At 36.7% G+C, this 26,286-nt stretch carries 23 protein-coding genes; 17 read left to right on the plus strand and 6 right to left on the minus strand.

From position 1 onward, the window contains the following. Positions 1 to 6: 6 nt before the first annotated feature. The gene (gene clpB / locus N9R04_RS04710; protein ID WP_262855396.1) at positions 7 to 2,622 is read left to right on the plus strand and encodes an ATP-dependent chaperone ClpB; all 2,616 of its coding nucleotides are present in this window, start codon (positions 7 to 9) and stop codon (positions 2,620 to 2,622) included. 392 nt (positions 2,623 to 3,014) lie between these two features. Further along, positions 3,015 to 4,505 carry an aldehyde dehydrogenase family protein gene (locus N9R04_RS04715; protein ID WP_306439814.1) on the plus strand — a complete coding sequence of 497 codons (1,491 nt, stop codon included), beginning with the start codon at positions 3,015 to 3,017 and terminating at the stop codon, positions 4,503 to 4,505. Positions 4,506 to 4,786: 281 nt separating this feature from the next. Here N9R04_RS04715 and N9R04_RS04720 read toward each other — a convergent pair whose 3' ends face one another. Beyond that, complete coding sequence (locus N9R04_RS04720; protein WP_262855397.1) at positions 4,787 to 4,981, minus strand: YjzD family protein; 195 nt, start codon at positions 4,979 to 4,981, stop codon at positions 4,787 to 4,789. A 402-nt stretch (positions 4,982 to 5,383) separates the two neighbouring features. Between N9R04_RS04720 and N9R04_RS04725 the strand changes: the two genes are divergently transcribed. Together N9R04_RS04725 and fabF are read left to right on the plus strand one after the other, a co-directional pair. Then, positions 5,384 to 6,325: a beta-ketoacyl-ACP synthase III gene (locus N9R04_RS04725; protein ID WP_262855398.1), complete on the plus strand. Its 942-nt coding sequence runs from the start codon at positions 5,384 to 5,386 to the stop codon at positions 6,323 to 6,325. Between the two features lie 12 nt (positions 6,326 to 6,337). Beyond that, entirely contained in the window at positions 6,338 to 7,588 is a 1,251-nt protein-coding gene (gene fabF / locus N9R04_RS04730) for a beta-ketoacyl-ACP synthase II (protein ID WP_262855400.1), read from the plus strand. 250 nt (positions 7,589 to 7,838) lie between these two features. Here the strand turns inward: fabF and N9R04_RS04735 are convergent, their stop codons facing one another. Then, positions 7,839 to 8,210, minus strand: coding sequence for a DUF3899 domain-containing protein (locus N9R04_RS04735; RefSeq protein WP_262855401.1), 372 nt, complete (start codon positions 8,208 to 8,210; stop codon positions 7,839 to 7,841). Between the two features lie 207 nt (positions 8,211 to 8,417). Here N9R04_RS04735 and opp3b point away from each other — a divergent pair, with 207 nt between their 5' ends. The 5 genes from opp3b to N9R04_RS04760 are packed head-to-tail and all read left to right on the plus strand — an operon-like array spanning position 8,418 to position 14,122. Then, the gene (gene opp3b / locus N9R04_RS04740; RefSeq protein WP_262855402.1) at positions 8,418 to 9,347 is read left to right on the plus strand and encodes an oligopeptide ABC transporter permease; all 930 of its coding nucleotides are present in this window, start codon (positions 8,418 to 8,420) and stop codon (positions 9,345 to 9,347) included. Beyond that, complete coding sequence (opp3C, locus tag N9R04_RS04745) at positions 9,344 to 10,408, plus strand: oligopeptide ABC transporter permease (protein WP_262855403.1); 1,065 nt, start codon at positions 9,344 to 9,346, stop codon at positions 10,406 to 10,408. The genes opp3b and opp3C overlap by 4 nt, the downstream gene beginning before the upstream one ends. 19 nt (positions 10,409 to 10,427) lie before the next feature. Continuing rightward, positions 10,428 to 11,507 carry an ABC transporter ATP-binding protein gene (locus tag N9R04_RS04750; protein WP_262855404.1) on the plus strand — a complete coding sequence of 360 codons (1,080 nt, stop codon included), beginning with the start codon at positions 10,428 to 10,430 and terminating at the stop codon, positions 11,505 to 11,507. Then, positions 11,500 to 12,474, plus strand: coding sequence for an ABC transporter ATP-binding protein (locus tag N9R04_RS04755; RefSeq protein WP_262855405.1), 975 nt, complete (start codon positions 11,500 to 11,502; stop codon positions 12,472 to 12,474). The genes N9R04_RS04750 and N9R04_RS04755 overlap by 8 nt, the downstream gene beginning before the upstream one ends. Continuing rightward, positions 12,455 to 14,122: a peptide ABC transporter substrate-binding protein gene (locus N9R04_RS04760; protein ID WP_262855406.1), complete on the plus strand. Its 1,668-nt coding sequence runs from the start codon at positions 12,455 to 12,457 to the stop codon at positions 14,120 to 14,122. The genes N9R04_RS04755 and N9R04_RS04760 overlap by 20 nt, the downstream gene beginning before the upstream one ends. A gap of 257 nt (positions 14,123 to 14,379) precedes the next feature. Here N9R04_RS04760 and trpS read toward each other — a convergent pair whose 3' ends face one another. Further along, entirely contained in the window at positions 14,380 to 15,372 is a 993-nt protein-coding gene (gene trpS / locus N9R04_RS04765) for a tryptophan--tRNA ligase (RefSeq protein ID WP_262855407.1), read from the minus strand. Between the two features lie 485 nt (positions 15,373 to 15,857). On the opposite strand from trpS, the gene spxA reads away from it, so the two are divergent. From spxA to pepF, 4 genes are all read left to right on the plus strand, one after another. Beyond that, on the plus strand, positions 15,858 to 16,253 hold the full coding sequence (gene spxA, locus N9R04_RS04770) for a transcriptional regulator SpxA (RefSeq protein ID WP_262855408.1): 396 nt from the start codon (positions 15,858 to 15,860) through the stop codon (positions 16,251 to 16,253). A 262-nt stretch (positions 16,254 to 16,515) separates the two neighbouring features. Beyond that, positions 16,516 to 17,226: an adaptor protein MecA gene (gene mecA, locus N9R04_RS04775; protein WP_262855409.1), complete on the plus strand. Its 711-nt coding sequence runs from the start codon at positions 16,516 to 16,518 to the stop codon at positions 17,224 to 17,226. Between the two features lie 285 nt (positions 17,227 to 17,511). After that, the gene (locus tag N9R04_RS04780; RefSeq protein ID WP_262855410.1) at positions 17,512 to 18,534 is read left to right on the plus strand and encodes a competence protein CoiA; all 1,023 of its coding nucleotides are present in this window, start codon (positions 17,512 to 17,514) and stop codon (positions 18,532 to 18,534) included. 49 nt (positions 18,535 to 18,583) lie between these two features. Next, positions 18,584 to 20,392 (plus strand): oligoendopeptidase F, encoded by a 1,809-nt coding sequence (pepF, locus tag N9R04_RS04785; RefSeq protein WP_262855411.1) that lies wholly within the window; start codon positions 18,584 to 18,586, stop codon positions 20,390 to 20,392. A gap of 1,118 nt (positions 20,393 to 21,510) precedes the next feature. On the opposite strand, the gene yjbH is transcribed toward pepF, so the two are convergent. The 3 genes from yjbH to N9R04_RS04800 form a co-directional block, all read right to left on the minus strand. After that, a complete protein-coding gene (gene yjbH / locus N9R04_RS04790) occupies positions 21,511 to 22,299 on the minus strand; it encodes a protease adaptor protein YjbH (protein WP_262855412.1) in 789 nt (262 codons plus the stop codon). Between the two features lie 16 nt (positions 22,300 to 22,315). Next, positions 22,316 to 22,687, minus strand: a complete 372-nt coding sequence (locus N9R04_RS04795; RefSeq protein ID WP_262855413.1) for a truncated hemoglobin YjbI — start codon at positions 22,685 to 22,687, stop codon at positions 22,316 to 22,318. A gap of 128 nt (positions 22,688 to 22,815) precedes the next feature. After that, the gene (locus N9R04_RS04800) at positions 22,816 to 23,403 is read right to left on the minus strand and encodes a CYTH domain-containing protein (RefSeq protein ID WP_262855414.1); all 588 of its coding nucleotides are present in this window, start codon (positions 23,401 to 23,403) and stop codon (positions 22,816 to 22,818) included. A 185-nt stretch (positions 23,404 to 23,588) separates the two neighbouring features. On the opposite strand from N9R04_RS04800, the gene N9R04_RS04805 reads away from it, so the two are divergent. The 4 genes from N9R04_RS04805 to N9R04_RS04820 are packed head-to-tail and all read left to right on the plus strand — an operon-like array spanning position 23,589 to position 26,279. Beyond that, complete coding sequence (locus tag N9R04_RS04805) at positions 23,589 to 23,936, plus strand: UPF0738 family protein (RefSeq protein ID WP_262855415.1); 348 nt, start codon at positions 23,589 to 23,591, stop codon at positions 23,934 to 23,936. Positions 23,937 to 23,967: 31 nt separating this feature from the next. Further along, positions 23,968 to 24,603, plus strand: a complete 636-nt coding sequence (gene yjbM / locus N9R04_RS04810) for a GTP diphosphokinase (RefSeq protein ID WP_262855416.1) — start codon at positions 23,968 to 23,970, stop codon at positions 24,601 to 24,603. 12 nt (positions 24,604 to 24,615) lie between these two features. Continuing rightward, a complete protein-coding gene (locus N9R04_RS04815; RefSeq protein ID WP_262855417.1) occupies positions 24,616 to 25,425 on the plus strand; it encodes an NAD kinase in 810 nt (269 codons plus the stop codon). After that, the gene (locus N9R04_RS04820) at positions 25,425 to 26,279 is read left to right on the plus strand and encodes an RluA family pseudouridine synthase (protein WP_262855418.1); all 855 of its coding nucleotides are present in this window, start codon (positions 25,425 to 25,427) and stop codon (positions 26,277 to 26,279) included. Before N9R04_RS04815 ends, N9R04_RS04820 begins: the two co-directional genes overlap by 1 nt. The last annotated feature ends 7 nt before the right edge of the window (positions 26,280 to 26,286 follow it).

The raw sequence follows: 26,286 nt of genomic DNA on the forward strand, positions 1-26,286 counted from the left end.
AATAAAATGGATATTAATCAAATGACATATAAGGTTCAAGAAGCTTTACAAAAAGCTATAGGATTATCACAAGACTATGAAAATCAAAATATAGAAATTGAAGCTATTTTAAAAGCAGCTCTAGAAGAAGACGAAAGTTTATTTCATAGTATATTAGAAAGAGCAAATATCGATATCGATCATTTAACTCAAGTCTATGAGGATAAGCTAAAGAAATATCCTTCAGTAGAGGTAGATAACGTTCAATATGGGCAATATATTAGCGCAAAAGCGAACGAACTTATTAATAAATCTGAGTTTTACATGAAAGAATATGATGACGAATATATTTCGATGGAACACGTATTGCTTGCAGCCATTGAAGTAGATGAAACGACTAAGCAAGTTGTTGGTAATAAGAAAGAGGTCGTCGAAGAAATCATTAAGAAAGTTAGAGGAGGAAATCATGTGACATCTCAAAACCCAGAAGTTAACTATGAAGCATTAGAAAAATACGGTCGAGATTTAGTAGAAGAAGTTCGTCAAGGGAACATGGATCCTGTCATTGGACGTGACGAGGAAATACGCAATGCTATACGTATCTTAAGTCGCAAAACTAAGAATAACCCGGTGTTAATCGGTGAACCTGGTGTGGGTAAGACGGCGATAGTAGAAGGCTTAGCTCAAAGAATAGTTAAGAAAGACGTACCGGAGTCCCTATTAGACAAGACGATCTTTGAACTTGACTTAAGCGCGTTAGTAGCCGGAGCGAAATACCGTGGTGAATTTGAAGAAAGATTAAAAGCGGTGTTGAAAGAAGTAAAAGAATCAGATGGCCGGATTATATTGTTTATAGATGAAATCCACATGCTTGTTGGAGCAGGTAAGACTGAAGGTTCCATGGATGCGGGCAACATGTTAAAACCGATGCTTGCTCGTGGTGAATTACACTGTATCGGTGCTACAACGCTGAACGAGTATCGTGAAAATATTGAAAAAGACTCTGCATTAGAACGTCGTTTCCAAAAAGTACAAGTGAGTGAACCAGACGTTGAAGATACTATTTCGATCCTCAGAGGTTTAAAAGAGCGTTACGAAGTGTATCACGGCGTGCGCATACAAGACCGTGCGCTAGTGGCTGCTGCTGAACTTTCAGATCGTTATATTACTGATAGATTCTTACCAGACAAAGCGATCGATTTAGTAGACCAAGCATGTGCAACGATTCGCACAGAAATGGGTTCAAACCCTACAGAATTAGATCAAGTTAATCGTCGAGTTATGCAACTTGAAATCGAAGAGAGTGCGTTGAAAAACGAATCAGATAATGCGAGTCAACAACGATTGAAAGAGTTACAAGAAGAACTGTCAAATGAAAAAGAAAAACAATCAGAAATACAATCACGAGTTGAACAAGAGAAAGAAAAAATATCTAAATTACAAAATAAGCGTGCGGAACTCGATGAAAGCCGTAAAGAACTCGAGGATGCTGAGAATAATTATAACCTTGAAAAAGCTGCTGAATTACAGCACGGTAAAATTCCGCAACTTGAAAAAGAACTACGTGAGCTAGAAGATGCCTTTCAAGATGAACAAAGTGAAGACGCTGACAGAATTATTAGAGAAGTCGTCTCAGATGAAGAAATAGGCGACATCGTAAGTTCTTGGACAGGTATACCCGTTTCTAAACTAGTAGAAAGTGAACGAGAGAAATTACTTGGTCTTTCAGATATTCTACACGAGCGCGTAGTAGGTCAAGACAAAGCAGTCGACTTAGTATCAGACGCAGTAGTTAGAGCACGTGCAGGTATTAAAGATCCTAACCGTCCAATCGGTAGTTTCCTATTCCTCGGTCCAACAGGTGTCGGCAAGACTGAATTAGCTAAATCTTTAGCTTCCACACTCTTTGACTCTGAAAAACACATGATACGCATCGATATGAGTGAGTACATGGAGAAACATTCTGTCTCTCGTTTGATTGGGGCGCCTCCTGGTTATGTAGGCCATGATGAAGGCGGTCAATTAACGGAATCTGTACGTCGTAATCCATATTCAGTGATATTGTTAGATGAAATTGAAAAAGCGCATACCGATGTGTTTAATGTCTTGCTACAAATACTAGATGAAGGTCGACTAACAGACTCACAAGGGCGTAGCGTAGACTTCAAGAATACAATCATTATTATGACTAGCAATATTGGTTCACAAATACTGTTGGAAAATGTAAAAGATTCTGGCGTTATTACAGATGACACTGAAAAAGCTGTCATGGATAGCTTGAATGCTTACTTTAAACCAGAAATCTTAAACCGAATGGACGATATTGTACTCTTTAAACCGTTATCCGTAGAAGATATGAGCCATATTGTTGATAAAATTATTGCTCAGTTAAATATTCGCCTAATGGATCAACGTATCAGCCTAGATGTTTCAGATCAAGCTAAGCAATGGTTAGGGGAAGAAGCATATGAACCTCAATTTGGCGCACGTCCATTGAAGCGTTTCGTTCAACGTCAAATTGAAACACCACTTGCTCGTCGCATGATTAAAGAACACTTGCCAGAAGGAACAAACGTCAAGGTTGAATTGACTGACGATGGTTTAACATTTAGCATGGACAAACCTGACACTGCTGACAGTTAATTTTAATAGAAATATAGAATGATACGAAGACCTCAGTTCAGTGAGCGGTTAAGCTTACTTCTCGTTAAGATGTTCTTAATGAGACGGCACAAGCATTACATGCGTGAAACAAGGTGGATAATTGAATAGTTAAGTAGGAGTCTGTGAGCACAAAATTGGCGAATACTTGTGTTCGTCGCTTCAACTAGTGGGAAGACAACGAAATCAAAGCGATTTCTGTCTTCCTTTTTCTATTTTAAGATGAGAAAATTCATAGCTATGGGTAAAAAATTTATATTACGGCTTTTAAAATTCTAATAAAAGGGAATAAGGATAGTGTAGATAAAAGCATACTGTAGTTAACGCCTTAAAATAAATGAGATATTATTTAATTCTCAGTGAGGAGGTCTATTATGACTGTAAATGTAAAGGATTATTTAGATGAACAATATGGCTTATTTATAAATAACGAATTTCAAGATAGTGAAAGTGGAGAGACAATTGAAGTAACTAATCCTTCTAATGGTGAAGTGTTATCGAAAGTTGCGAAAGCGTCTAAGAAGGACGTGGACAAAGCGGTAGAAGCAGCACACAACGCTTTCGATGAATGGAGTAAAATCTCTAAAGATGAACGTGCGGATTATCTCTTAGAAATTAGTCGTCGCATTGAAGAAAAAGCTGAACACTTTGCGACTATTGAATCCCTTCAAAATGGTAAACCGTACAGAGAAACTAGCGGTTTTGATTTACCGTTCGTAGCACAGCACTTCAAATATTTCGCCAGTGTACTGACAACTGATGAAGGTACGGTTAACGATTTAAATCAAAACCATATGAGTATTATTCGCCATGAACCTATTGGTGTGGTCGGCGCTGTAGTTGCTTGGAATTTCCCATTATTGCTCGCATCATGGAAGCTAGGTCCTGCTTTAGCAGCCGGAAATACCGTAGTCATTCAACCTTCTTCTTCAACGCCTCTCACTTTAATTGAATTAGCGAAAATCTTTCAAGATGTGTTACCTAAAGGCGTGGTTAACGTTGTAACAGGTAAAGGCTCCGAGTCAGGTCAAGCTATCTTTGACCATGAAGGTATTGATAAGCTTTCATTCACTGGCTCTACTAGTGTGGGTTATCAAGTTGCGAAAGCAGGTGCTGAACGCATTGCCCCAACTACGCTAGAGCTAGGTGGTAAAAGTGCTAACATCGTCTTTGACGACGCTAATTTAGAAAAGACAATTGAAGGTATTCAAATGGGCATATTACTCAATCAAGGTGAAGTATGCAGTGCTGGTTCTAGACTGCTCTTACAATCTTCCATTTATGACAAAGTTATGGAACGCTTGAAGGAAGCCTTTGAAAATATTACTGTAGGAGATCCGTTTGATGAAAACACTTTAATGGGTAGTCAAACAGGCGAAGAGCAAATGGAGAAAATTCAATCCTACATTCAGTATGCAGAAGAGGCCGATGATGCACGTATTATCACTGGTGGTAAACGCATAACTGATAACGGCTTAGATAAAGGATATTTCTTCCAACCTACTATCATTGAAGTAGATGATAACAATAATAAACTCGCACAAGAAGAAATCTTCGGTCCGGTACTTGTGGTCATTAAGATCAAAGATGAAGAGGAAGCAATACAAGTGGCTAACGACTCTGAATACGGCTTAGCAGGTGGTATCTTTACTACAAATATTAATCGAGCTTTAAATGTAGCAAAAGCGATGCGTACAGGTCGTGTCTGGATCAATACGTATAACCAAGTTCCAGCTGGCGCGCCATTCGGTGGATACAAGAAATCTGGTATAGGTCGTGAAACTTACAAAGCGGCTATCCAAAACTATCAACAAGTTAAGAACATCTTCATTGATACTAGTGATGAAAAAACTGGATTATATTAAGAGAATATAGAGTGAAATAATGACGGGAGTGGGACAGAAATCTAATTTGAATAAAAAGATTTCTGTCCCGCTCCCCTCTTACACATCTATCGATATAATGGGATAGAAGAGTGAAGTAAAAAAGCTATTCAATACAACGTATTATATAAATAGAGAACAGCAGTAAGACAATTTTCTATTAGAAAAATATCTTACTGCTGTTCTTTTTAAGATTATATATCCTACACGCCTAATCGATATATCCATCTATATATACGTAGGATTTAGCATTCTATCTGTAGTTATAGTTCTTCTTTAGTAGAATCATGATTTGAACCAATGACTAGATCAAAAAGTGCAACAAAGATGGTGAAGATGACGGCTATTATAATAGGAAACACGAGGTCACTAGAAGCTTCACCGTTTAAGCTTGAAAGGACAAATCCTACCATTTCTAATAATAGAATAGACCAAAATAGTACTGCTATGTATTTCATTGCTACGCCTCCGTTTTATAATTTACTGTGACTTAGCTTACAGTCTTGCATATTTAAAGTAGAAACTTATTATTTAACTTTGAAGAATTGCTATAAAGCAAACTATTATTTACATTCATAATCTATTATATTAAACAATTAAACATTTGTATAGAGTAGATTTAAATTAACCTACAGTTAAGTTCGGTTAGGAGGTCGTTCCTTATGCTAAAAAAGAAATAGCCACACTAAAAGTGATTGATATTTCTTAGTAACCGTATGAAAAATTGTGTTCTGGAGGAAGATAACCTATAATGTAGTGAATAGTCTTATATAGCTGAATTCTAATTGTTGTTTTAAGAATAAAGGGTATGTTAAATTAATACCTGGTATTAAATTATAATTACAAGAAGGTGTACGACCATGAACGTGGGTATTAAAGGATTTGGAGCGTATGCGCCAAGTAAAGTGATAGACAATGCTTACTTTGAGTCATTTCTAGAAACTTCAGATGAATGGATATCAAAGATGACTGGTATTAAAGAGAGACGATGGGCTGAAGATGACGAAGATACGTCAGATATGGCTTATAAAGCGAGTTTAGAAGCAATTGAAGATGCAGGTATATCTTCTAAAGATATAGATATGATTATCGTCGCTACTTCTACAGGAGATTATCCGTTCCCTTCTGTAGCAAATATTTTGCAGGAGAAATTAGATATAGGCAAAGTGGCCTCAGTGGATCAGCTTGCTGCTTGTAGTGGCTTTATGTATGCAATGATAAATGCGAAACAGTTTGTTCAATCTGGAGATTACCATAATGTCTTAGTGGTAGGTGTAGATAAACTATCTAAGATTACTGATATGTCAGATCGGTCTACTGCTGTGCTCTTCGGTGATGGAGCTGGTGCAGCAATTATTGGTGAAGTGTCGGAAGGCCATGGTATTTTAAGCTACGAATTAGGTTCTGATGGCAGTGGTGGTAAGTATCTTTATCAAGATCAAGACACTCACAAGATTGTCATGAATGGAAGAGAAGTCTTCAAGTTTGCTGTTCGTATTATGGGTGAGGCATCAAATAAAGCTGTTGAAAAGGCGAATCTTTCTCCTGACGATATAGATTTATTTATTCCACATCAAGCTAATATACGTATTATGGAATCTGCAAGGTTACGTTTAGGTATACCTGAAGAAAAGATGAGCGTTTCAGTAGATAAATATGGAAATACTTCAGCAGCTTCTATACCGCTTAGTATTGATCAAGAATTAAAGAATGGCAAGCTGAAGGATGGCGATACAATTGTGCTCGTCGGATTCGGTGGCGGTCTGACTTGGGGTGCAATTACCTTAAAATGGGGAAAATAGGAGGAGAAATAGATGAGTAAGAAACATCGAGTGGTAATTACAGGCGTAGGTGCATTGTCTCCAATTGGCAACGACGCAAAGTCGACCTGGCAGAATGCATTAAAAGGTGTGAATGGAATCGATGAAATCACACGAATTGATACTTCTCAATATAACGTCAGTTTAGCAGGTGAGCTGAAAGATTTTAATATAGAAGATCACATAGAGCGCAAAGAAGCTAGACGCATGGATCGCTTTACACAATATGCCGTCGTAGCAGCTAGAGAAGCGTTAAAAGATTCAAAGCTCAAAGTCACGGAGGACAACGCTGAGCGAATTGGGACTTGGATTGGATCCGGTATCGGTGGCATGGAGACATTCGAGATAGCGCATAATCAATTGAATGAAAGAGGGCCGAGACGTGTAAGTCCTTTCTTCGTTCCTATGCTTATTCCAGATATGGCAACCGGCCAAGTCTCTATTGATTTAGGGTTGAAAGGTCCGAATGGTTCAACTGTGACAGCATGTGCTACGGGTACTAATTCCATTGGTGATGCTTTTAAAATAATTCAACGCGGGGATGCTGATGCCATGGTCGCAGGGGGAACAGAAGCCCCTATTACTCATATGGCTTTAGCTGGTTTCAGTGCTAATCGTGCGTTATCTACAAACGATGATAAAGATACTGCTTGTCGACCATTTCAGGAAGGACGAGATGGTTTCGTCATGGGTGAAGGCGCTGGAATAGTTGTGATGGAATCACTTGAATCAGCGGAAGCTCGCGGTGCTGAGATATATGCCGAAGTAGTTGGTTATGGCACTACAGGCGACGCACATCACATCACTGCACCGGCTCCTGAAGGTGAAGGAGGCGCCCGTGCTATGCAAGCAGCCCTAAGTGACGCAGGAATAACTGCAGATGAGGTACAGTATTTAAACGCTCATGGTACAAGCACACCTGTAGGCGATTTGACAGAGGTACAAGCGATCAAGAACACATTCGGTGAAGCAGCGAAGTCGTTAAAGATTAGTTCGACGAAGTCTATGACAGGTCATTTATTAGGAGGCACAGGTGGTCTTGAAGCTATCTTCTCGGTACTATCTATCAGAGATGGACGTGTAGCTCCAACCATCCACGCTGATAGTCCTGATCCTGAATGCGACCTTGACTTTACGCCAAATGAAGCGGCTGATTTAGACATTGATTATGCGATGAGTAACAGCCTTGGCTTCGGTGGGCATAATGCTGTGTTATTATTTAAAAAATATGTTAAATCATACTAAAATATGAAGAGGGAGTGGGATAGAAATCTTTTTATTCAAATTAGATTTCTATTCCGCTCCCTATTTTTACATCATATTGTGGATGATAATATTAAAACCGCTCAAGGTGTATAACTTTATTACAATAAACGCCTGAATACGACAGGTGCTAGTGCAAATATGAATGCTCCATGTTACTCATCCAACTTTACTAAAATCAAATATTAGTTATCAATCCATTTAATAGAAGCGCAATTATGAGATTATCAATCTAAAGTAAAATTGAAATAATAATTGACAAGCAAAAGTAAATGCTATTGATCACAAAAGCAGTTTTTACCCAGGAGGAAACGAAGTATCTATCTTTTTTAACTGAAGTAGGATTAAAAAATTCATCGCTTTTCATTTCGCGTTGCTTTTTATGACTTGAAAGTTGGTATTTTAAGCGACGCATTCCGTAACTTGTAGCGTCTAACACACCTTCTTGAAGGATAATAATGCAAAAAAATACAATAGCTAAAATAGTTGCTATGTAAAACAAAATATTTATATAACTTAAAAAATCACGTGTACCCAATGCCCACAACAGTAATGTGAGTATGGGTGTCAAGAATATGAAAAACCCAATCTCTTTAAATCTCATTGTTCAATCGCTCCTAGCATTTCCACATGTATATATTATAACCTAAAAATCTACCTGTCTTTCAATTTTTAGTACTCCTCCTTAATTTAGTTTAAATAAAAAATGATTTTACTTATTGATTTAGGCAATAATTAACTATATAATATTGTTAAATATTTCTGAAAATTATGACGTTAGCTTTTACTATTATTACTAGGGGGATGTAAAATGCTTAGATATGTTTTAAAACGCTTCGGTTATATGATCATCTCATTATTTGTCATTATAACTATTACATTTTTTCTAATGAAGCTGATGCCAGGATCGCCATTTAACGATGCGAAGTTGAATGCTACGCAAAAACAAATTTTAAACGAGAAATATGGTTTAAATGATCCTGTAGCTGTTCAATATCTGCATTATTTAAAAAACGTAATTAGCGGAGACTTTGGATATTCCTTCCAATACCATAACCAGCCAGTCTGGGATCTCATTCAACCACGTTTGATTCCTTCGTTGGAAATGGGTCTGGCTGCGATGGTCATTGGCGTTACGATTGGGTTAATTCTAGGGATTGCAGCTGCAACGAAGCAGAATACTTGGGTGGATTATTCTACAACTGTGATTTCAGTTATTGCCGTATCCGTTCCATCATTTGTGCTAGCAGTTATTCTACAATATATATTTTCAGTACGTTTACAATGGTTCCCTGTAGCAGGTTGGGAAGGTATCTCTACGGCTGTATTACCTTCATTAGCCCTGTCAGCAACTGTAGTAGCAACGGTGGCGAGATACATTCGTGCTGAAATGATTGAAGTACTTAGTGCGGATTATATACTTTTAGCACGTGCTAAAGGTAATTCAACGATGCGGGTGTTATTCGGTCATGCTCTAAGAAACGCTTTGATACCAGTTATTACTATTATTGTCCCTATGTTAGCCGGGATATTAACGGGTACATTGACGATTGAACAAATATTTGGAGTGCCTGGTTTAGGGGATCAGTTTGTACGTTCAATCACGACGAATGATTTTTCGGTAATTATGGCCACTACATTATTATTTAGTACTTTGTTCATAGTTTCTATTTTCGTAGTCGATATCTTATATGGAGTAATTGATCCGCGCATCCGTGTAGAAGGGGGGAATAAGTCATGACAAAAAGTAGTGAGAACTTTCAAGACAATCATTCTAATGCTGTGGTTACTCATACTTCCGAAGCTATTGTAGCTGAAGACTTTATCAGAAGTGAAAGAAATATTGAAAAAGAACCTGAACTGCAAAGAGAAAGTAAGAGTTTTTGGAATGATGCTTGGGATCAATTGCGACGCAACAAGCTTGCTGTTATCGGAATGATTGGTCTCATTCTCCTCATCGTTTTAGCGTTTATAGGACCGATGTTAAGTTCGCACGACTTCGCTGAACAAGATGTTCAACGCCGTGATTTACCAGCTAAGATACCTGTACTGGATCAAATTCATTTCCTTCCTTTTGATGGTCAAGGCTCCGATGGGCATGATGCTTATAAGGAAGCCGGAGTGAAAGAAAATTTCTGGTTTGGTACTGACCAATTGGGTCGAGATATGTGGTCTAGAACATGGCAAGGAACTCAAGTATCCCTATTTATCGGCATTGCGGCTGCAATACTGGACATCTTTGTGGGAGTAATATATGGGGCTATCTCAGGCTTCTTCGGTGGACGAATAGATAACTTCATGCAACGTTTAATTGAAATTATTGCTTCAATCCCTAACTTGATCGTAGTTATATTATTCGTATTAATATTCGAACCCTCTTTATGGACGATCATCTTAGCCATGACAGTTACTGGTTGGATCGGTATGAGCCGTGTCGTCCGTGGTGAATTTTTAAAATTAAAAAATCAAGAATTCGTACTAGCGTCACGTACCTTAGGTTCTTCAAAGCCTAAACTCATCTTTAGACATATCTTACCTAACGCATTAGGTTCAATTATCGTAACGTCAATGTTCACAGTGCCGAGTGCTATTTTCTTCGAAGCATTTCTAAGCTTTATCGGTATCGGCGTACCAGCACCTAAGACTTCTCTTGGTTCTTTAGTAAACGATGGGAGACAAATGTTACTTATACACCCCCATGAGTTGTTTATTCCAGCGATCATATTAAGTCTGTTAATATTATTCTTCTATTTATTTAGCGATGGTTTACGCGATGCCTTTGACCCTAAAATGCGAAAATAATTAAAGGAGGCATAAACATATGTCAGAGAGACTATTAGAAATTAATGACTTGCATGTTTCCTTTGATATTAAGGCAGGAGAAGTGCAAGCAGTCCGTGGAGTAGATTTGTATCTAGATAAGGGAGAAACGCTCGCTATTGTAGGTGAGTCAGGCTCTGGTAAGTCAGTTACTACTAAAGCAATTACGAAACTCTTTCAAGGAGACACTGGAAGAATTAAAAAAGGAAGCATTGAATTTCTAGGAGAAGATCTCACAAAAAAACCAGAGAAAGAACTCATTAAATTACGTGGGAAAGATATATCAATGATTTTCCAAGATCCCATGACCTCATTAAACCCGACTATGAAAATTGGTAAACAAGTCATGGAACCTTTAGTAAAGCACAGAAATTACAATAAAGCTGAAGCTAAAAAGCGTGCTATAGAAATATTAAATCTAGTGGGGCTGCCTAATGCGGCAGCGCGGTTTAATGCTTATCCGCATCAATTCTCAGGTGGTCAAAGACAGAGAATTGTCATCGCGATAGCTTTAGCTTGTGAGCCAAAGGTGTTAATTGCTGATGAACCTACTACAGCACTTGACGTTACTATGCAAGCGCAAATTCTTGATTTAATGAAAGACTTACAAAAGAAAATTGAAACCTCAATCATTTTTATTACTCACGACTTAGGAGTGGTAGCTAATATCGCCGACCGCGTCGCTATTATGTATGGGGGACAAATGGTTGAAACAGGTCAAGTAGATGAAATCTTCTATGATTCTAAACATCCATATACTTGGGGATTGCTGTCTTCTATGCCTGACCTTGAAACGGGAAGTGAGACAGAACTGTTAGCGATCCCAGGTACGCCACCAGATTTACTCAATCCATCTCAAGGTGATGCATTTGCTGAAAGAAGTCAATACGCTTTAGACATTGACTTTAAAGCGATGCCCCCTTGGTTTAAAGTATCTCCTACTCATTATGTACGCTCGTGGTTACTTGATGAACGGGCACCGGACGTTGAGCCACCTGAAATAGTACAGAAAAGAGCGCGTGAGATGCCAAATAATTACGCTAAACCTAAACAGGTAGAAAGGGTGTCGTTTGATGGATAGTCAAAATGAAGTGTTATTACAAGTGAAGAATTTAAAACAATACTTTAACGAAGGTAAACGCAATGAAGTTCGTGCTATCGATGGCATCTCTTTCGATGTGTTCAAAGGAGAAACGTTTGGTCTAGTAGGGGAATCAGGTTGTGGTAAATCCACAACTGGGAAAGCGATAATTAAATTGAATGATATTACGAGTGGCGATATATATTACGATGGTATTAATATACAGAATATTAAGTCACGGAGAGAATTTTTAACATTTAATAAGAAAATTCAGATGATTTTTCAAGATCCATATGCTTCGTTAAATCCACGGTTGAAAGTCATGGACATCGTTGCAGAAGGTATTGATATTCATAAACTTGCAAATAGTAAGAAAGACCGCAAGAAACGAGTTTACGATTTATTAGAAACAGTGGGTTTAAATAAAGAACATGCAAACCGATATCCTCATGAATTCTCAGGCGGGCAACGTCAGCGTATCGGAATAGCACGTGCTCTTGCAGTAGAGCCGGAATTTATTGTAGCTGATGAACCTATCTCAGCTTTAGACGTTTCTATTCAAGCTCAAGTAGTCAACTTACTTTTAAAGTTACAACGAGAAAGAGATATCACTTTCTTATTTATTGCTCATGACTTATCCATGGTGAAATATATATCTGATCGTATTGCTGTTATGCATTTCGGTAAAATAGTAGAAATTGGAACAGCAGACGATATTTACAACTATCCCTTACATGCGTATACGAAATCTCTACTTTCTGCAGTGCCTCAACCAGATCCTGAAAGTGAGCGCAAACGTGTAAGAATCACTTATGAAGGTGATGGAAAAGATAGCTTGCGCGAATTAAATGAGATTGAAAATGGTCATTACGTGCTCACTACGGATGAAGAAGCGAAAATCTTAAAAAACGACTTACAAAAGGTTAATGCAAAGGGAGGGGAAGCGAATGAAGTTAAAATGTCTTAAAACGTTCTCAACGCTAGTTGCCGCTCTTTTTGTATTAAGTGGTTGTGGAACGAAAAGTTTATATGATGATAAAGGTCAAGTATATCGAAGTACGTTAGCGCAAGATATGAGTACTCTAGATTCGGTCATGGCGACGGATAACGTTTCATTTACTATGTTCAATCAATTGTATGAAGGTCTGTACGTTCTAGATAAAAATGATAAGGCTATACCTGGAGTAGCGAAGAAAATGCCTAACATCTCTAACGGTGAGAAGCGTTATACTATCGAACTTCGTAAGGATGCTAAATGGTCTAATGGAGACCCGGTGACTGCTGATGACTTTGTTTACAGCTGGAGAAAAGCTGTGAATCCTAAGACCGGATCTGAATATGCATTTATTATGAATTACCTTAAAAATGCAGAAGAAATCAATAGTGGTAAGAAGCCTGTAAGAGATCTAGGGGTTAAAGCTATTAATAAATATAAACTACAAATTGATTTAGAAAAACCAGTTCCCTACTTTAATGAACTGTTAGCTTTTGGAACGTATATGCCTCAAGATGCAAAAATTGCTAAGAAAGAGGGAGACCAATACGGAACTAAAGTTGATAGAGCAGTATATAATGGGCCATTTAAACTCGTTAAGTGGGCGCCTGAAAATAAAATCGAAATGATTAAAAACGATAAATATTGGGATAAAAAATCAGTGAAGTTAGATAAAGTGAACTATAAGATATTGAAAGATCAACAAGCTGGTGCTTCGCTCTATGAAACTGGTTCTGTAGACAATACAGGAATTACAGCTGAACAAGTCGATAAATATAAAGATAGCCCAGCTTTATTTAAAAGATTAAATGCCTCAACGTTTTTCTTAAAAATGAATGAAAAAGAGGTCCCTGAGTTTAAAAATAAAGATTTAAGATATGCAATTGCGCAATCAGTCAACAAGCAAGCCTATGTTGATAATGTGTTAGGTGATGGTTCTAAACCATTTGATAACTTTACAGCTAAAAAGACAACTTCAGCATCAAATAGTACGACAGATTACGCTGATACAGTCAAATCGCCATTAAAATACGATACTAAAGCAGCAAAAACACATTTAGAGAAAGCTAAAAAAGCATTAGGCAAAGATAATTTCACTTTTACTTTAAATACAGAAGATACACCAAGTTCTAAAATTTCTGCTGAATACATTAAATCAGATATTGAAAAAAATTTACCTGGCGTCACAGTTAAAATTAAACAAATGCCATTTAAACAGAGAGTAAACGCTGAACTATCTATGTCTTACCAAATGTCTTTATCAGGATGGGGACCGGATTATCCTGATCCTACGTCATTTTTAGAAGTAATGGTGAAAGATGGTGCTCAAAATAACACGGATTGGAGTAATAAAAATTACGATTCGATGTTAAAAGAGGCTAATGGCTCACTGTTAACTAAAGAGAAAGAACGCATGGATAAATTGACAGAAGCAGAAGAATTATTGCTTCAGGAAGCTCCAGTAGCACCTATTTATCAACAGGGTAAAGCTTCTTTGCGTAGCCCTCAAGTAAAAGGAATAGTATATCATTACATTGGTGGAGAGATGTCACTCAAGCACGCTTATATCGATAAAAGCATCGACCGCAAAACGGGTGACAAGAAAAAGGAAGGACAATAACGTTAAAAAAGTAAGGTGTAGCATTCGAATGGCTCTCTACCTCTTTCTCGTCGATCAACAAGCTTATGAAGATCGTTGGGAGAGCATACCATGATTTGTTCATCTCTCACGTATTCACTTCGATTACATAGTTCAAAGTGTTTCGAGTAATGCATGGTCCGATCAATTTAAATTAAAAATGTAGATATAAAAGGGAGCGGGACAGAAATCTAATTTGAATAAAAAGATTTCTGTCCCGCTCCCTCTTGTCATTTTAACTATTTTCGTTTGCGCCCAAGACCCATCGCTCGCTCCATTTTCTTAAGTGTTTTAAATGAGGCTCGTTGAGCCTTATCGCGACCTAAATCTAGAATCTCATCGAGTTCCTCTGAGTTATAGAAAGCTTCATATTTCGTTTGGAAATCAGTAAGAAAGTCTTTGACAACTTCAGCTAAATCTCCTTTAAACGTGCCATAATTTGAATCTTGATAAGCTTCTACTAGCTCTTCGATAGATTTATCCGTGAGTCCTGCGTAGATAGATAGGAGATTTGAAATTCCTGGTTTTTTTTCACGATCAAATTGAATCACGCCATCAGAATCCGTGACGGCACTTTTAATCTTCTTGGCGGCGATATGGGGTTCATCTAATAAAGAAATATAATTCTTTTGATTATCATCGCTTTTACTCATCTTGCGGGTAGGGTCTTGCAAACTCATAACACGACCACCTACTTTGGGCATATGCACTTCAGGTTTGATGAGTACATCATTATAGCGACTATTAAAGCGCTCAACTAAATTGCGTGTTAATTCCATGTGTTGTTTCTGATCTTCACCTACGGGAACAATATTCGTATTATAGATGACTATATCTGCAGCCATGAGAGGGGGATAAGTGAGGAGTCCTGCTGGGATACCCTCCGTTTGTTTCTGGGCTTTATCTTTGAACTGCGTCATACGTTCTAGTTCGCCAATAGAAGAGATTGTTGTAAGCATCCAACCTGCTTGAACGTGCGCGGGTACTTCAGATTGTATAAATAATGTAGATTTCTCTGGATCGATTCCTGATGCTAAGTAGATGGCGGCAAGTTGACGTGTTTGTTGTCTTAACTTTAAGCGATCTTGAGGTACAGTAATCGCGTGTTGATCTACTATACAGAAGAAACAATCATAATCCTCTTGTACTTCGCTAAATTGTTTAAGTGCTCCTATGTAATTGCCGATGGTAGGTATACCACTAGGTTGAATTCCTGAGAATAATGTTTCCATAAGAAATGATGCCTACTTTCTTTTATAAAATTCTTTATTGTACACTTATTATAACAGTATTTCAATCATTTGTAAGTTATGTTAGACTATATATAAGAGTAGTTATGAATGCTCAACTGTAACATGAGTAAGATCTTTTTTAAATCATTATGATTAAAATAAGAATTTCTCATTTAATTTTAATTTTGACTGGGTACAATGTAACTATACGATAAAAAGACTATATTATTTGTAATGTACAAATGATTGCTTATAGATTTTGATAAAGTAGAAAGTTGATTATAGTTAGTGCTTTGGTTAGTTTAATCTAACGTCCTCGGTTCTTATTATTAAAGATGTGCTAAGTTTAACTACTGTAGGAGTCAACGCGCTTTTGATGATCTGGAAGTCAATCATTCCTCGTAGTGCTATTAGAACGATTTTTTAAACTAATAAATAATGTGAATAATTAGAAATAAGATTCATATAATAGGAGAGTGAGATGTATGGTAACATTATTTACTTCACCAAGTTGCACATCTTGCCGTAAAGCGAAAGCATGGTTACAAGAACATGACATTCCGTATACGGAGCGTAATATTTTTTCTGAACATTTAACTATAGACGAAATTAAACAAATCTTAAAAATGACTGAAGATGGAACTGATGAAATCATTTCTACACGTTCTAAGACTTATCAAAAACTGAATGTAGATATTGATGCGTTGCCGTTGCAAGACCTTTATAATATCATTCAAGATAATCCAGGGCTATTACGTCGTCCTATTATCTTAGATGAAAAGCGCCTTCAAGTAGGCTATAACGAAGATGAAATCAGACGTTTCTTGCCACGAAAGGTACGTACTTTCCAATTACAAGAAGCGCAGCGTTTAGTTGACTGATCCTTGGTGCAATATATTCAAACCATAAAGTAAGTCTCGTGTGCTTCTTTGTGGTTTGTTTTTAACCTAGACATTGAAATAGAGGTTCGTACTGCAGCACTCATGAGTGAAGTGCTGTTTTTTTGGGTATTGTCACGGGTATATGTTACTATGAGAAGTCAAGTCAAATTAGTGAATTTAAATCAAACAAAAGGATTGTATTTCAAGTTACGTTCTAATACAATGATAGTACTATTCATCGACTGTTAAGGAGTGAGATGATATGAGAATAGAACGTGTTGATGACTCAACAGTCAAATTATATATAACTTATAGTGATATTGAAGATAGAGGCTTTAAAAAGGAAGATCTATGGGCTAATCGTAAGCGAGGAGAAGAATTCTTCTGGAACATGATGGAAGAAATTAACGAAGAAGAAGATTTCGTAGTAGAAGGCCCGTTGTGGATTCAAGTACATGCTTTTGAAAAGGGTGTAGAAGTAACTATATCTAAGTCTAAAAATGATGATGTTATGAACATGTCAGACGGTGAGTCTAGTAATCAATTGGATGATCAAGTTAACGACTTATTATCACAAAGCCTGGATCAAGATGCTACGCTTGAAGATATATTTGAACAGAAACAACAATCATCTTCAAAAAATAATAAAAATGATGAAGCGTCTTACAAAGTGCAATCAGTTATGGTTAAATTTAATGATTTAGAAGAAATCATCTATTTCGCTTATCATAATAATTTACCAACGCGTGACTTTGAAGATTTATTATACAGTATAAATCATGACTATTACTACGCTATTCACTTCGATGATCATGTTGATCAAGAAACGATTAACGATAGTTATAGTCAGTTGCTAGAATTTGCTACACCATCTGATAAGTCTGAAGTCTTTTTAAATGATTATGCTAAAATAATTATGAGTCATAATGTGACAGCTCAAATTAGACGCTATTTCCCAGATCGTGTTGAATAGTTTATTCATTTATAACACAGAGGTCGGGGGATAAAAGCTTAAAAACAGCAGTAAGATATTTTCTGATTGAAAATGATCTTACTGCTGTTTTTTATATACGAAACGTTGCTTGTGGGGAGCGGGACTACGAAAACTTTTTATTCAAAATAGATCTCTGTCCCGCTCCCTGTCATGTTATCTCAGCAATTTTGCTATAAACATTACGAAAATACTAAACATGTTCGGTTGCTGAGATTTTTAGGTTCACTTTATTATCATTTATTTTCAATTCACTAAAGTAAGATCATGCGCACTGACGTGTATTATAATGAGGTGAACGAGATGCTTCGTGCTATAGATGATAATAATAATAGTGTGTTAGCTTTTAATGCTGTGAAGGGTATTAGGTATCGATGTCCTGAGTGTAATTCTAAAGTTATCCTCAGAAAAGGAGAGAATGTCAGAGCACATTTTGCTCACCAAGCACATCAATTGAGTTGCATATATCAGGAAGAAACGTTAGCTCACTATCAAGCAAAATACGTCGTTGCTCAACAATTAGAAGAGCGAGGATACACCATAGAAGTAGAGAAACGTATTAATCACGGCCAACGATGTCCAGATATAACTGTTAATCAACAATTAGCCATTGAAATTCAATTATCTAATATTAGTATGCGATTATTAAAAGACAGGACGCATGAACTTCGCGCTTTAGGTTACAAAGTGATATGGGTGATTAATGAGCCACAGAGCTATTATCAGAAAATCAAACTTTCACAATTTCAAAGTGCATGTATAGATAGTTATGAAAGAAAGTTATTTGCGTGGTCAGAGAAACAACAAAGTCTTATTATATATACCCAACTTCAACATATCGGTGGGCAATGGTTTATGGGGCAAAGTGAGCAATGTCATAGTGAGCGGGTATTTAGTCCAATCATGCAAACAGTTCCTAAGTTATACAAATTAAGTTATCGTAATGTTGAAAGATACTTACAATACTGTCGAAGAATTAATTCTGTACATGAACCTACGTTAGAGGCGATGTATAATTTAAGAATGAGTTCCAGTGAGGTGGCTACTTATTGTGGTTATATATTACCTCAGCAATTATATGTTGCATCGCACCCTATAGCTTGGCAGATTCAAATATTATATAGCTGTCATTTACAGCGGTTTTCAGAGCGGGAATTTATAAAATGTATAAAAACGAGGTATTTCTTGGATAGAGAGCGGAATACTCACGAGTTACTCAAAGATTTAGTAACACAATATTTCACCCTGTGCACTGCGCTAAAACTTAAAAGCGTGCAAAAAAGTTATTAACGTGAGAAAATTGCAGTAATACTAACTTATAGGAGGTTTACAGTTAAATATGAGTCAACAATTAACGAGAGAAGAACAAGAACGTAAATATCCTGATCATACGTGGGATTTATCTACTATATTTAAAGATGATGACGCTTTTGAAGCAGCGTTTAAAGAAGTGGAATCTCATATCGGAGATGAGCAGCAGTATAAAGGGCATTTAGGCGATAGCTCTGAAACGCTATATAATGCGTTGGCTTTAGAGGATGAGCTCGTTTCGAAGCTTGAGAAAGTCTATGTATATGCTCACCTCAAGCAAGATCAAGATACATCAAATAATAAATATACTGGCTTTGAAGCTCGTGCGCACCAGCTAGTTATTAAATTTAGTTCAAATTGGAGCTTTTTAGTACCCGAAATTCTGCAAATAGATGAAGATAAAATTAAATCGTTTATTGAAGAGAACGATAAACTTCAACGCTACGCATTCGATTTGGAATTAATTAATAAAAAACGTCCGCACGTTTTAACCGCAGATAAAGAGAAATTATTAACTGAAGCTCAAGATGCATTATCCACTCCGGAAAATGTTTATGGTATGTTCAGCAATGCGGATTTAGAGTTCGAGGATGCGATCGATTCGGAAGGCCAACGTCATCCTTTAACTCAAGGCACATTTATTAAATGTTTAGAATCTGATGATCGCACACTTCGTCAATCTGCTTACGATAATTTATATGCTAAGTATGGGGCGTATAATAATACGTTAAGTTCAACGTTAGCAGGTGAAGTGAAGAAGAACGTTTTCAATGCACGTACTCACAATTATAAGTCCGCTAGACATGCCGCGCTTAGTAATAACCATATTCCTGAAGAAGTACACGATAATTTAGTGAAAACCGTTCATAAATATCTACCATTACTTCATCGTTATACGCGCTTAAGAAAAGAACTACTTGGCTTGGATGATATGAAGATGTACGACCTCTATACTCCTTTAGTCAAGGATATTAAATTTGAAATGCCGTACGAAGAGGCGAAAGAGTGGATGTTAGAAGCGCTTAAACCGATGGGTGAAGAATACTTAGAAGTAATTAAAGAGGGCTTAAATAATCGTTGGGTAGACGTTTATGAAAATAAAGGAAAACGCTCAGGCGCATTTTCCTCTGGCACTCACTTAACTAATCCGTTCATCCTGCTTAATTGGACTGACACTGTCTCTGACCTCTATACACTCGTACACGAATTTGGTCATTCAGCGCACAGTTATTTCAGTAGACAGAATCAACCTTCCAACCTAAGTGATTATACGATCTTCGTAGCGGAAGTAGCTTCAACTTGTAACGAAGCGTTACTCAGTGATTATATGGACAAACACCTTGATGATGAAAAACGTTTATTGCTGTTAAATCAAGAATTAGAACGTTTCCGCGCAACACTTTTCCGTCAAACTATGTTTGCAGAATTCGAGCACAAAATTCATCAAATCGAGGAAAATGGCGAACCATTGACAGCTCAACGAATGAATGAGGAATACGCGGAACTTAATCGAACTTATTTTGGAGATGCTGTTGAAACAGATGAATCTATTAGTAAAGAATGGTCTCGTATTCCACACTTCTACATGAATTATTATGTGTATCAATATGCAACAGGATACAGCGCAGCGCAAAGTTTAAGTCATCAAATATTAACTGAAGGTCAGCCAGCAGTGGAACGTTATATAAATGAATTCTTGAAAAAAGGAAGTTCAAATTATCCAATTGAAATCCTTAAAAATGCTGGAGTAGACATGACAACACCTGAACCAATCGAGGAAGCATGCCAAGTGTTTGAACAAAAATTAGATGCTTTTGAAAAGCTGATGAAAGCTTAATGTGATTGTATTCGCTTACAATTTGAACAGTTTGTGACAAATTGAACAAATTATATATTTCAGGTTGAAAAGGCTTAGGGGGCGTGTTATATTATGACCATGAAATTAATCACATAACAAACATACCCCTTTGTTTGAAGTGAAAAATTTCTCCCATCCCCTTTGTTTAGCGCCGTGTATATTAGACACGGCGTTTTTTCATGTTAAATTTTAATGAATTGCTGTGTATTCATTAAAGTGAATATGAATGCGTTTGAAAGGTTTATAGCTTTAAAAGTGTTTCATAAGAACTATACTTTACAAAGTGGATATCCTGACTGTTCATAGATGTAGATCTCGTCGAAGTAAGTTGAAGGGGAATTGATGACTTAATTTATAAGAGAAGAAGTTTAATAGCGAAAAAGAAAAATTGACTTTTCACAATTCATTTAAAAATTTATTAGCACTATCTAGTTTGCTATCTTTCGACAAAATCCCCTCATTGTTAAGTGATTACTTTGAGAGCGTTGACTTAACAAGAGTCTTCATCTTTCTGCTTTCTTCCTCATCCTTTTAGTTGAGCCTCTTTCAAATGGTAGTGTGTTTATCCAAAGCGATATCTTCTAGTATTAGATAGGCCGACCAATGCTCGTCTCTGAAATTTAAATCCTGGTAGTCTAAAACTAATTATTTTATGAATCGTATGTTTATCATATTTACTTGTACCATTTAGGCTCTTAGCCGGCTGGTAGGTGTTAGTAGTGTTAAATGACAGATATTGCTGTTTCCAACATACAGTGCTTCACAATTGTAATCGCAAATTATATTTTTATCTTCATTCTATAATCGCTTTCACAGTAATGATTTAGAGGCCCTTTCTACTTTCGGTTGGTTAAACTGATTTCGTCGCGTTCGGTTTATCTCTAGATTTATCAAATATGAAAATATGCGTTATATAAGGTCTTGAATCGTATATTATATAGATTAAATCAAAAAAGAGGGAGCGGGACAGAAATCTAATTTGAATAAAAAGATTTCTGCCCCGCTCCCTTGAACGTATAGATAGCTTATAAAAAAAGTATTTATATAGTTATTTAAACTGTATCTCCCATATTTTTCTTTAGTAGAATTATATCTATTTATATCTTAGCTCTCCAAAAATGCCCTTCTAAGCAACTGACTTTTTCAATCTTTTGTTGTAAAGCTAATTTTTTTAACTCTTTATTGAGGACTTTTTCTGGCCATTCGTATATAGTCAGTAGTTCTTCTTTCGTGACGAGCTGTTGGTATTGAATGTAACCCTCTAAAGAAGGGGGGAGTTCCTTTTCAATAGAATGACCTATTAACTCATTGATGATATAAGTGTAAATATGATAAGGATAAAGCCCTTCTACCTTTAGTCCTTCCTCATGAACATCTTCGCTAAAAAAGACTAATGATGGTGCTTCATCAATCTCCATTTCCCGAGCTATATGCAGATCAACTTGTAGGCTATCTTTCAGCTTATTATGATGAAGGTCTTCTTTGAAAACGCTATAATCCAATCCTGCATTACATATACAATCACTGACCATATCTTCGGTAATGATATCTCTTTTAGGGATAATTTCATTTTGAATTAAGTGTATGAAACGTTCAGCTCGTACCCGTCCTTGCAGTTCTGCAGCCTTATAGGCAAGGGCGATATTATCTAGTTCAGAAGTACTTTGAGCCTGACATTTAGTTAGAACACGCAAAGAGGGGTTTAGTATATGTCGAACACGAATATATTGTTTATACTCAATACGTAATTTAGATAGAATAGCAGATAGTTTAAAACAATCTTTGCTAAACGGATCGAAGAAAGAGTAGATCTCAATTTTACTTACAGGTGAAAGATTTGTATCTTCACGACTATTAGGTTGTAACATCTTTAATTCTCCAGTCATGTTTTTTCACCTACAATTAATTTTCGGAATTGACCATATGATTAGCTGTCAGTTTAAGTCTTTCAAATAAATACTCACCGACGCCGGACGGAAAGTTTGCAGCCTCGATAGCAATGTGCATGTTCTCTAGCCAAGCGTCACGTTCATATGGAGTAATGCGGAAATTCATATGGCGCATCTTTAACATTGGATGACCGTGCTCAGCAGTATACAGTAAAGGCCCGCCCAAAAACTGAGTTAGAAATTGCTTTTGTTTTCTGCTTGTTTCCTCAAAGTCACCAGGAAATAAGTAATTAATTCTATCATCTTGTTTAACTAATCTATAGAAATGATCAATCATAGCGTAAAGCGCGTCTTTTCCAATGATTTCATAAGGTGTTTGTTTCATATTCTCACCAGTTCTGAATAATCTACTATTAATATAACATGAATCGTTACATATGGAAGTAATTTGACTTCGTATAACATAGGTGACTACAAGGTTATAGCATGTCGGGAGGGATAAGTTCTTACTAACTAGTACTTATGAGTTAGCAGCTCCTTGCGGTCAAAAAAGCGCTTCACTTTATTATCAGGTTCTTGGTAATCAATTCCGTATGACTGTAATAATTGTCGAAACTCTACTCGTCCTTCATCATAGTTATCTACTTCATACTCCAGTTCGTAATCGGTTACATCTAAGTATTCGCTTTTATCTAAGACAAGTAAATTGTCTCCTTTAGCTACTTCCATTCGCGTAGTGGTAAGGGAACCTAGTATTTCTAATTGATGGATGTTAGCATTAATGGACTCAAGTTCTTCTGTTATATCCTGAGGAAGGGCGGAAGGATGAAGTTGCTCTCCGATGTGAGGTTGAACATTTGTCTCAAAATTATATTCAAGTAAGCCGACTTTAGCTGGAACCTTTAAAGTCATTTCTAAAGTATTATGTTTTTTTCTAATTCTTAATGCACACAGATGGTGTTTTAAAGTGAAATCAGGTGTGTCTATATAATAATTTGTTTGTGTGAAGGCTGGAGTATGTTTAAAGTGATCGTTTTTAAGTTGTGAGTATTGTTCCTCGCTTAACAATTGTTTGAATTCTATTTCGTTATTCGTTGCCATATCATTCACTCCTTCACACCTATTATGAAGAACACGGCGAAATTTTAAAAGTAATGTCGATTGAAGATGATATAAGGATTGTTTAGTATTTAATATTGATATTCTGAATCAATCTACGTATTACTTGTAACGTGTTATGTATAAATGAATTATGTTAAAATAATTAGCGAATAAGGAGGAAGCGTATGCGTATTTATGTAAATGAAATTAAAATATCTGATGATAGCATTATGTGCTATACTGAAGAGTCTACTAAAGGATTAACTGAGGCAGGCCAAATGCTCGTAGATAGCGATAATTATGCGTTCGCATATATACTTGACGATGGTGAGTCATATTCCTATTTACTCTTCGTTCAAGAAACGTGGTCAATGTTACATAATCATAAGGGGAAAAAGGTTATAGTAAATGACGAACTTGAACTTGAGCATTTCGAGGAGGAGTTAAATTATATCCTCGATAATATAGAAGGTAACTCTAACTACGGTAAAGAATTTGTTAGTGAGGTAGAAGAAACCTTCGAGTTAAAATAATTAGCGGTAGTACCGAAGCGGAGTGAACATTATGAATCAATGGGATCTGTTTTTAGCTCCATATAAACAAGCTGTAGATGAATTAAAGATTAAATTAAAGGGTTTACGTAAACAATATGATGTCAGTGAACAAGCTTCACCTATTGAATTTGTGACTGGCCGCGTGAAACCTATGACTAGCATTATAGATAAGGCAAATAAGAGACGAATACCCTTTGATCGTTTGCATGAAGAGATGTATGACATCGCTGGGTTAAGGGTTATGTGCCAATTCGTAGATGATATTGACGTCGTCGTTGATTTACTGAGACAGCGTGAAGATTTTCGCGTTGTTGAAGAGCGCGATTATATTAATAATACTAAACAAAGTGGATATCGTTCTTATCACGTCATAATTGCTTATCCTATAGAGACATTAAGTGGTGGAACAGAAATACTTGCTGAGATACAAATACGCACATTAGCTATGAACTTTTGGGCGACAATTGAACATACTTTGCGTTATAAATATGATGGAGATTATCCTCCACAAATACAACATCGGCTAGAGCGTGCAGCGGAAGCAGCATATTTATTAGATGAAGAAATGTCAGAAATTAAAGAAGAGATTCAAGAAGCTCAAAAGTATTATTCTAAAAAGCGGGCCAAAAAACATGATAACGACTAGTGGGGTGTAAGCATGCGATATGCGATATTATCTAAAGGCGATTCAAAGTCCAATGCATTAAAACATAAGATGATGAATTATATGCAAGACTTTGAGATGATTGAAGACGTAGAAGATCCTGAAATTGTAATATCTGTAGGCGGAGATGGCACATTGTTGCAAGCCTTCCATCAATATAGCCATATGCTTTCAAGGTGCGCATTTGTTGGTGTGCATACGGGTCATCTAGGATTTTATGCTGACTGGCTACCACACGAAGTGGAAAAACTTATCATTGAAATTACGAACTCGGAATTTCAAGTTATCGAATACCCACTATTAGAGCTGATCGTTCGTTATAATAATGACGGTTATGAAACGCGTCATTTAGCTTTGAATGAGGCAACTATGAAAACAGAAAATGGCTCCACATTAGTCGTTGATGTAAATATAAGAGGTAAGCAATTTGAACGTTTCAGAGGAGATGGTTTATGTGTATCAACACCATCTGGGTCAACTGCTTATAACAAAGCGTTAGGTGGTGCTTTAATCCATCCATCTTTAGAAGCGATGCAATTAACAGAAATTGCGTCTATCAATAATAGAGTGTTTAGAACAGTGGGTTCACCGCTGGTCTTACCTAAACATCATACATGTTTAATTAAACCAGTAAATATCGATACAATTTTAACTACTATTGACCATGTAAGTATTCGACATAAGAATGTGAATTCCATACAGTTTCGTGTAGCAGATGAGAAGATTAGATTCGCTCGCTTTAGACCATTTCCATTTTGGAAGCGTGTCCACGACTCCTTCATCTCTAGCGAGGAAGATGACTAATGCATTTTAGTTATCTAGTTGAGGAAGAAACTTTACTGCGTCATTTTCTTCAACGGCAACTCTATTCTAAAAAGACGTTAAGTGCCATTAAACGTAATGGTGCTTTATTAGTTAATGGTCAGAAAGTGACCGTCCGTTATCAACTCTCCATTGGTGATAAGCTAGAAGTGTATCTACCTAAAGAGACTTACAGTTCATATTTAATCCCTCATGTGCAACCATTGAATATCTTATATGAAGATGATTATTTCATCATAGTTTCAAAGCCTAATAATCAAAATTGCGCGCCATCAAGAGAACATCCTCATGCGAGTTTAATCGAACAAGTTATAGGCTATTTACAACAACGTGGGTCTCAAGTTGTGCCTCATATAGTAACACGCCTCGATCGTCATACTCTAGGTATCGTTATATTTGCAAAGCACGGTTTCATACATCATTTAATGTCGTATGCCCAGATGCAAAAATGGTATTATGTTATTTGTTATGGGCACATCTTTAATGACTTTACAATTAGTGCGCCTATTGCGAGAGCTGATAATAGCATTATTAGACGTGAAGTACGAACGGATGGGAAACCTGCAGTTACGAAATTAGAGCTAATTAACAGGTCACAAGCGTATAGTCTGTGTCGTGCACAATTAATTACCGGACGGACCCATCAACTCAGAGTGCACTTCGCGTACATAGGTCATCCTATAGTGGGGGATGATTTGTATGAGGGAAAGCACCATAACTATAAGTCACAGTTACTGCGTTGTGTTGAAGTTCAATTTATACATCCTATAACTAAGAAAGAAATAGTCATAAAAGATAAATACCAATCAATAGAAACTATATTCAATATGGTGTAATTGTTAG

The organism is Staphylococcus marylandisciuri (genome assembly GCF_025519785.1).
Classification (GTDB): domain Bacteria; phylum Bacillota; class Bacilli; order Staphylococcales; family Staphylococcaceae; genus Staphylococcus; species Staphylococcus marylandisciuri.